Source organism: Pseudomonas sp. GW822-FHT02E03 (assembly GCF_058802325.1).
The window spans coordinates 37342-46085 of sequence record NZ_JBXAOA010000042.1; the positions used below are offsets into that span (position 1 = coordinate 37342).

Annotated in this window: 5 protein-coding genes; 2 read left to right on the top strand and 3 right to left on the bottom strand. The window is 59.2% G+C overall.

The genetic code is table 11. The annotated features are described in order from the left end of the window. Window positions 1-28: 28 nt before the first annotated feature. Window positions 29-1222: a cell division protein FtsZ gene (ftsZ, locus tag AC1RQB_RS23330; protein WP_007939850.1), complete on the top strand. Its 1194-nt coding sequence runs from the start codon at window positions 29-31 to the stop codon at window positions 1220-1222. Window positions 1223-1334: 112 nt separating this feature from the next. Further along, on the top strand, window positions 1335-2246 hold the full coding sequence (lpxC, locus tag AC1RQB_RS23335) for a UDP-3-O-acyl-N-acetylglucosamine deacetylase (protein ID WP_007904315.1): 912 nt from the start codon (window positions 1335-1337) through the stop codon (window positions 2244-2246). Window positions 2247-2443: 197 nt separating this feature from the next. On the opposite strand, the gene AC1RQB_RS23340 is transcribed toward lpxC, so the two are convergent. From AC1RQB_RS23340 to AC1RQB_RS23350, 3 genes are all read right to left on the bottom strand, one after another. Beyond that, window positions 2444-3940 (bottom strand): sensor domain-containing diguanylate cyclase, encoded by a 1497-nt coding sequence (locus tag AC1RQB_RS23340; RefSeq protein ID WP_063341484.1) that lies wholly within the window; start codon window positions 3938-3940, stop codon window positions 2444-2446. A 247-nt stretch (window positions 3941-4187) separates the two neighbouring features. Then, window positions 4188-7280, bottom strand: coding sequence for a multidrug efflux RND transporter permease subunit (locus AC1RQB_RS23345; RefSeq protein ID WP_063341483.1), 3093 nt, complete (start codon window positions 7278-7280; stop codon window positions 4188-4190). Further along, complete coding sequence (locus tag AC1RQB_RS23350; RefSeq protein ID WP_063341482.1) at window positions 7277-8437, bottom strand: efflux RND transporter periplasmic adaptor subunit; 1161 nt, start codon at window positions 8435-8437, stop codon at window positions 7277-7279. Before AC1RQB_RS23350 ends, AC1RQB_RS23345 begins: the two co-directional genes overlap by 4 nt. Window positions 8438-8744 lie beyond the last annotated feature (307 nt).

An 8744-nucleotide genomic window follows, 5' to 3' on the forward strand; every position in this document is an offset into this window, starting at 1 on the left:
AAAACTAGAGAACGTAAGGAGAGGGAAAATGTTCGAACTCGTAGACAACATCCCCGCAAGCCCGGTAATTAAAGTTATCGGTGTTGGCGGTGGCGGCGGCAACGCTGTCAATCACATGGTCAAGAGCAACATTGAAGGCGTTGAATTCATCTGCGCCAACACTGATGCCCAGGCACTGAAAAGCATCAGTGCGCGGACCATCCTGCAACTGGGTACCAGCGTGACCAAAGGTCTGGGCGCCGGTGCCAACCCTGAAGTAGGTCGTCAGGCCGCTCTCGAGGACCGTGAGCGCATTGCCGAAGTCCTGCAGGGCACCAACATGGTGTTCATCACCACCGGCATGGGCGGTGGTACCGGTACCGGTGCTGCGCCAATCATTGCCGAAGTGGCCAAGGAAATGGGGATCCTCACCGTAGCAGTGGTGACCCGTCCGTTCCCGTTTGAAGGTCGCAAGCGCATGCAGCTCGCCGACGAAGGCATTCGTCTGCTGTCTGAAAGCGTCGACTCGTTGATCACCATTCCCAACGAGAAGCTGCTGACCATCCTCGGTAAAGACGCAAGCCTGCTGTCGGCTTTCGCCAAGGCCGACGATGTACTGGCCGGTGCCGTTCGCGGTATCTCCGACATCATCAAGCGTCCGGGCATGATCAACGTCGACTTTGCCGACGTGCGTACCGTGATGAGCGAAATGGGCATGGCGATGATGGGCACTGGCTGCGCCAGCGGTCCGAACCGTGCACGTGAGGCCACCGAAGCGGCCATTCGCAACCCGTTGCTCGAAGACGTGAACCTGCAAGGCGCACGCGGCATCCTGGTGAACATCACCGCCGGTCCTGACCTGTCCCTGGGTGAGTACTCCGACGTGGGTAGCATCATCGAAGCCTTCGCTTCCGAGCACGCGATGGTCAAGGTCGGTACCGTTATCGATCCGGACATGCGCGACGAGCTGCACGTGACTGTTGTTGCCACCGGTTTAGGCGCTAAAATCGAGAAGCCTGTGAAGGTCATCGACAATACCGTTCACACCTCGATGGCTTCCCAGCCACAACAACAAGCCCCTGTTCGTCAGGAACAGCCTGCGGTGAATTACCGTGACCTGGATCGTCCGACCGTCATGCGCAACCAGGCTCAGGCCGGTGCTGCGACTGCCGCGAAGATGAACCCGCAAGATGACCTGGACTACCTGGACATCCCGGCTTTCCTGCGTCGTCAGGCCGATTGATGAAATGTATCAGGGGTATTAGGGTGATTGGTGTTCAGCAAAGGTCTGGTCTGCTATCATCGCCAGCCTTTGTTGATACCAGTTCGCAATTTGCGCTGAAGCGGCCCATGCCATGATAAAACAACGCACCCTGAAGAATATTATCCGTGCCACAGGTGTCGGCCTGCACTCCGGGGAGAAGGTCTACCTGACCCTCAAGCCAGCGCCCGTCGACACCGGCATTGTGTTTTGTCGTGCTGACCTCGACCCTGTGGTGCAGATTCCTGCCCGCGCGGAAAACGTTGGCGAAACCACTATGTCGACCACGCTTGTTAGCGGTGACGTCAAAGTGGACACGGTGGAGCACCTGCTCTCGGCCATGGCTGGCCTGGGCATCGATAACGCCTACGTCGAGCTCTCCGCGTCCGAAGTCCCGATCATGGATGGTAGCGCTGGACCCTTCGTATTCCTGATTCAATCGGCCGGCCTGGAAGAACAGGACGCCGCCAAGAAGTTCATCCGGATCCTGCGGGAAGTGACAGTGGAAGACGGCGACAAGCGCGCCACTTTCGTCCCTTTCGAAGGTTTCAAAGTGAGCTTCGAGATCGATTTCGATCACCCGGTTTTCCGTGACCGCACACAAAGTGCAAGCGTGGATTTTTCCAGCACTTCGTTCGTAAAAGAAGTCAGCCGCGCCCGTACCTTTGGTTTCATGAGTGACATCGAGTACCTGCGCAAGCACAACCTCGCACTCGGCGGCAGCGTTGAAAACGCTATTGTGGTCGACGCGGATGGTGTACTGAACGAAGACGGCCTTCGCTATGAAGACGAATTCGTGAAGCACAAGATCCTCGATGCAATTGGTGACCTCTACCTGCTGGGCAATAGCCTGATTGGTGAGTTCAAGGGCTTCAAGTCCGGACATGCATTGAACAACCAGCTGCTGCGCAAGTTGATTGAGCAGACAGATGCTTGGGAAGTCGTGACTTTCGAAGACGCCAGCACTGCACCGATCTCTTACATGCGTCCTGTTGCGGCCGTGTAAGCAAAAAACCTCTCTAGTTTTTTAAAGGCTACCTTCGGGTGGCCTTTTTTTATGGGTGCGGGAAAGTGGTGTTTTGTGGTGTCTGTCATGGCCTTTTCGCGGGCAAGCCTCGTTCCTACAGGACAGCGGCGCATTTAACTTCCACACTCTGTAGGAGCGAGGCTTGCCCGCGAAGAGGCGCCGCCACACCGTAGATCTCAGTCTGCTGCAACCACCCGATTCCGCCCACTTTCCTTGGCCTGATACAGCGCCTTGTCCGCCGAAAACAGCAATTGCTCCAGGCTGATATCGGACGCCGTCGTCCAGGTACTGATACCGATACTGACAGTAATCGGCGACATACCACCCTCCGCCAACGGCAACTGCTCCACCGCTGAGCGGACGTTGTCGGCAATCTGTTGCGCGCCAGCGCTGTCGGTTTCAGCCAGGATCACCGAAAACTCCTCGCCACCGTAACGGGCGACCAGATCCGCCGGCCGTCGAACATGGGTGCCGATCACTTTGGCCACCCAGCGCAAGGCATCGTCGCCGCCCTGATGGCCATGACGATCGTTGAACGCCTTGAAGTGATCGACATCGATCATCAGCACCGACAATGGCAGACCAGAACGTTGGGCGCGAAACCATTCATGGTGCAAGGCCTGATCCAGGCTTCGACGGTTGGCCAGACCGGTCAAAGGGTCGGTAGCGGCCAGTTGTGCCAGTTCCTGCTCGGCACTTTGACGCCGACGCAATTCCCGGCAGAGCAACCAGGTCAGCCACAGCAAGCTCACACACAAGGCAATGGTCGCGAAGCTGACCACCACAGCAGTGCGCTTCCAGGCCGCAAAGACCTCATCACTGGACAGCGCAACGATGACGATCAACGGCAAGTTCCCGACCTTGGAGAAGGTGTACAAGCGCTTGTCACGGTATCGATCGGACATGCTGGTGAAGCTGCCGTTGCCTTCTTTGACGATGCGTTGGAAATTGGGACGGTGACTGAAGTTTTTGCCGATCAGCTCTTCGGCCAGACGTGGTTGCTGAGCCAGAAGAGTCCCGTCCTTGCTGATCAGATTGACCGTGCTGTCGCGGCCGATGCTCAAACTGTTGAACAACTGATCGAAGTAACTCAACCGCATGGCGGCTTCGGCCACGCCCAGGAACTCACCCTGGGGGCCGTTCACCCGGCGGCTGAAACTGATACGCCAATCCTGTTCGGGCGACCTGGCTCTGAAGGGGGGACTGATGAACATGCCCGGGTCCGGGTTGTTCACGTGAGACTGGAAGTATTCGCGATCGGCATAGTTGCCCTGCCTGGGCTCCACCGAGGCCGAGTCGGCGATCACGTCGCCCTTGTTGTCGAGCAACAAAATGTTGCCCTTGTACGGCGCGGCAGTGGCGCGGTCGAAATAGGCCAGATGGCGAATGGCTGGAGAAACGCTCTTGAGGTCTTCTCGCTGGGAGGCAGCGATCAAACCCAGCAGGGACACATCATAGAGTTCGACATTGCGCAGCACGTCGGCGTCGATCAATTGCACGATATTGTTGGCGGCGCGAGCAGCGGACAATTCGGCATTGGCGCGTTCACGGATCAGCAGAAAGGTCACGATGCTGAGTATCGCAATCACCAACAACAAACTGCCGAGAACCAGAAGCCGCTCCGATCGTGTCGAACGGATCGGAAGTTGAGATTTCGCACTGCTCACACTCATGGTTCTGACTTCTGCAAATAAGGCGTTATGAAAGTTCTTTTACAAGAATCGGGCAGAGTCCCAGAAACCGGTCGCGTTCAGAGCGCCTGTATAAATGGCGGATAAAAAAAAGGCCAGCAAAACATGCTGGCCTTTTGCTAATTGAAGCTTAGAAGACATTCAGCGGGCAGTCGATAATTACCCTGTGTTGGTGGTTTGGTATTTTTGTGGCGAGGGGGCTTGCCCCTGAACCGCGTGAGACCCCGCCTCAGTCTGTGGTCGCCATCGCCTGCAGCGGTGCGGGCTTAGGCCGATGGAATAGCCGCTCGAGCCACAAGTATATGACCGGCGTGGTGAACAACGTCAGCGCCTGGCTCACCAGCAAGCCGCCGACCACCGCGATGCCCAATGGCTGGCGCAGTTCGGCGCCGGTGCCGTAGCCGAGCATCAGCGGCAGGGCACCAAGCAAGGCGGCGAGGGTGGTCATGATGATCGGCCGGAACCGCGTCATACACGCCTCATAGATCGCCTCTTCGGGAGGCAAGCCACGGTTACGTTGGGCGTCCAGCGCGAAGTCGATCATCAGGATGCCGTTCTTCTTGACGATGCCGATCAGCAGCACCAGCCCGATCAACGCCATGATCGAAAAGTCCTGGCCGCAGATCCACAGCATGATCACCGCCCCGAGCCCCGCCGAGGGCAGCGTCGAAATGATGGTCAGCGGGTGCACGAAGCTTTCATACAGAACGCCAAGAATGATGTACACCGCCACCAGCGCCGCCAGAATCAGCCACGGCTGGCTGGCCAGCGAACTCTGGAACGCCTGGGCCGCGCCCTGGAAATTACCGCTGATGGCCACCGGCATGCCGATGTCGGTCTTGGCCTGATTGAGCATGATCACCGCATCGCCTAAAGCGACGCCGGGCGCCAGGTTGAACGACAGGTTGGCCGCCGGGAACATCCCGTCGTGAGCGATGGACAACGGGCCGATGGTCGGTGCATCGAATTTCGCCAGGGCCGACAGCGGCACCATTTCCCCGCTCAGCGGCGAGCGCAGGTAGAAATAGTTGAGGCTTTCAGCCTTGCCGCGCTGCTTGGTGTCCAGTTCCAGAATCACGTTGTACTGGTTGGTCTGGGTCTGGAACTCGTTGATCTGCCGCTGGCCGAAGGCGTCGTACAACGCTTCGTCGACATCGCTGGCGGTCAGGCCGAAACGCGCCGCAGCACTGCGGTCGATGCTGATGTGGGTGATGCTGCCGCCCAGTTGCAGGTCATTGGAAATGTCGCGAAACGCCAGGTTGCCGCGCAGTTTTTCGGTCAGGCGCTGGGTCCAGGTGCTCAGGAGTGGCCCGTCGTTGCTCTTGAGCACGTATTGGTACTGCGCACGGCTCGGACCGGAGCTGAGGTTGATGTCTTGCCCGGCGCGCAGGTACAGCACGATGCCCGGGACTTTCATCAGTTGCGGGCGAATCCGGTCGATGAACTGGCTGGCGGACACGTCACGGTCGCCACGTTTTTTCAGTGAAATCCAGAACCGTCCGTTGGCGATAGTCTGGTTGCTGCCCGCAACGCCGACCGAGTGTGAGAACGTCTCGACGGCGGGATCGGCGGCAACGATTTCGGCCATCGCCAGGTGTTTTTTCACCATGTCGCCGTAGGAAATATCCGCCGCCGCTTCGGTGGTGCCGAGGACGAAACCGGTGTCCTGCACCGGGAAGAAACCCTTCGGAATGAAAATGTACCCGGCGACCGCCAGGCCGAGGGACAGGCCGAACACACCGATCATCAATTTCTGATGGGCGAGGGCGCGGCGCAGGCCTTTCTCATACAGCGCCAGCAAGCGCTCGCCGAAGCCCGATTGGCTGTGTTCCGGCGCACGCATGAATAGCGCGGCCAACGTCGGTGCGAGCGTCAGGGACACCACCACAGAAATCATGATGGTCGAGGTGGCGGTCAGGGCGAATTCCTTGAACAGCCGCCCGACCACGCCACCCATGAACAGCAGCGGAATGAACGCCGCCACCAGCGAGAAACTGATGGAAACCACGGTAAAGCCGATCTCGCCGGCGCCCTTGATCGCCGCCTCGCGCATGCCGTCGCCGGCCTCCAGGTGACGGTGAATGTTTTCCACCACCACAATCGCATCGTCCACCACAAACCCGACGGACACCACGATCGCCACCAGCGTCAGGTTATTCAGACTGAAGCCCATGATGTACATCAGGGCAAAACTGGCGATCAACGACACGCCGAGCACCGACGCCACAATCAGGGTCGCCGACAACTGCCGCAGGAACAGCGCCATCACCGCCACCACCAGCAGGATCGCGATCAGCAGGGTGACTTCCACTTCATGCAGCGAAGCGCGAATGGTCTGGGTGCGGTCGATCAACACCTTGACCTGCACCGAGGCCGGCAGCATGGCCTCCAGCGTCGGCAGGGCCGCTTGAATACGGTCCACGGTCTCGACGATGTTGGCCCCCGGTTGCCGGAAAATCACCAGATTCACCCCCGGCTGACCGTCAGCCCAGGCCTGGATGTAGGCGTCTTCCGAACCGTTGACGACTTTGGCTACATCCTTGAGATGAACCGGTGCGCCGTCCTTGTAGGAAACAATCAGCTGACCGTATTCCTGGGGGTGGAACAATTGGTCGTTGGTGGACAAGGTCGAAATGCTCGACTCGCCATACAAGGCACCCTTGGCCAGGTTGAGGCTGGTCTGCTGGATCGCCAGGCGAATGTCCGCCAGGGTCAGGCCAATGGCGGCGAGTTTGTCCGCCGAGGCCTGCACGCGGATCGCCGGACGCTGCTGACCGGTGATGTTGATATTGCCTACGCCGTCGATCTGGCTGATCTGACGTGCGAGCAGGGTTTCCACCAGGTCACTGACTTCGGTGCCGGGCATTTGCGGCGAGTTGATGCTGAGGATCAGCACCGGGCTGTCGGCCGGGTTGACCTTCCGCCAGTTCGGCAGGTTCGGCATGTCTTTGGGCAGTTTGCCGGCGGCGGTGTTGATCGCGGCCTGGACTTCCTGCGCGGCGGTATCGATGCTTTTGTCGAGGGTGAATTGCAAGGTCAGGATGGTCGAGCCCAGGGCGCTGCTCGAGGTCATCTGGGTCACGCCGGGGATGGCGCTGAATTGCACTTCAAGCGGCGTGGCCACCGACGAGGCCATGGTTTCGGGGTTGGCGCCAGGCAGTTGCGCGGCCACCTGGATGGTCGGGAATTCTGCTTCCGGCAGTGGCGCAATCGACAGTCGCGGAAAGGCGATTACCCCCAGCAACACCAAGGCAAAGGTCAGCAGGACCGTCGCCACCGGATGATCGATGCACCACGCGGAAACCGAGCCATGTCCCTTCATGGTTTCGGCTCCGATTGCACCATTTGCGGCGGGTCGGTCACTACCTGCACGGTTGAGCCAGGTTTGAGCCTCGACTGGCCGTCGCTGACCAGCACATCGCCTGGTTTCACGCCTTTGATGAGGTCCTGGCCGCTGCCTTGATAAACCATCTGCACCTGAACGGCTTCGACCTTGTCGCCGTTGACCCGGTAGACGAAATGTTGATCGAGGCCACGTTGTACGACGGTGGGTGGCACCACCAGCGCATTTTTATCCAGTGCTGTCTGAATTTTTACCGTTACCAGCAGGCCCGGCCAGAGTTTCTGTGCGGGGTTGGCGAACTCGGCCTTGGCGCGGATGGTCCCGGTGTTGGCGTTGATCTGGTTGTCGATCAGGGTCAGGCGGCCTTCGCCTAGCAGGTTGCCGGTTTCGCCGTCGGTGTCGGCACCGATGTAAGCCTTGACCGGCGTGTGCTGGGGATCGTTGATCAGGCCTTGCAGGGTCGGCAACAGGTGTTGCGGCAGGGAAAATTCCACGGCGATCGGGTCGATCTGGGTCACTGTGAACAAGCCTTGGGTGTCAGTCATGCGCAGGAAGTTGCCTTCATCCACTGTGCGAATACCGACGCGACCGGTGACCGGGGAGCGAATCTGTGTGTAAGAAAGCTGCACCAGCGCGGCGTCGATCGATGCCTGATTGCCTTGGGCGGTGGCTTTGAGTTGGTTGACCAGGGCTTGTTGCTGGTCATAGGTCTGCTTGGACACGCCGTCGTCGACGCTCAGCAGTTTGTAACGTTTGAGGTTGACCTGCGCCACTTGCAGTTGCGCCTGACTTTCGCCCAGTTGCGCCCGGGCCTGGTCGAGGCTGGCGCGGATCGAGCGGTCGTCGATGGTGGCCAGCAGGTCACCTTTGTTCACCAGTTGGCCTTCCTTGACCAGCAGTTTGGTGAGGATGCCGTCGATCTGCGGACGCACGACCACGCTGTGCAAGGACAGCACCGAGCCAATGCCGCTGATGTAGCGGGGCACGTCTTTTTCGGTGACGCTGACCACTCGCACGGGGATGGCGGTGGAGGTGGTCAGTTTGGTGGTGGCGGGTTTGGCGGCATACCACACGCCCAGGGCTGCCAGGGTGATCAGAAGGGCGGCGAACAGGGCGTTTTTTTTATGAATTCGCATGCGAGTGGGGCGCCGGGCAGAGTGAGTGGTCGGAGTTTTGTCAGGTTTATACCTTCCTTTATAAACCTGTTCGCCCGTCAGGAGAGTGACTGGTAACTGACGGCGCTGTCAGTTTGGACCTCTTTGGATTGATGCTGATTCCCCGTGATCAAAAGCGCAGGCGAACTAATGAGTGGTGAGGGTGGGTGCACACTGCTCCACTGTGGGAGCGGGCTTGCCCGCGATGACGTCGGCACATCCAACATCTCTGTGACTGACACGCCGCTATCGCGGGCAAGCCCGCCCCCCCAGGGCGTTTGTGTCATGC

Coding starts and splice junctions, on each gene's coding strand:
- ftsZ (WP_007939850.1), top strand. CDS start 29: ATGTTCGAACTCGTAGACAACATCCCCGCAAGCCCGGTAATTAAAGTT.
- AC1RQB_RS23345 (WP_063341483.1), bottom strand. CDS start 7,280: ATGAAGGGACATGGCTCGGTTTCCGCGTGGTGCATCGATCATCCGGTG.
- AC1RQB_RS23340 (WP_063341484.1), bottom strand. CDS start 3,940: ATGAGTGTGAGCAGTGCGAAATCTCAACTTCCGATCCGTTCGACACGA.
- AC1RQB_RS23350 (WP_063341482.1), bottom strand. CDS start 8,437: ATGCGAATTCATAAAAAAAACGCCCTGTTCGCCGCCCTTCTGATCACC.
- lpxC (WP_007904315.1), top strand. CDS start 1,335: ATGATAAAACAACGCACCCTGAAGAATATTATCCGTGCCACAGGTGTC.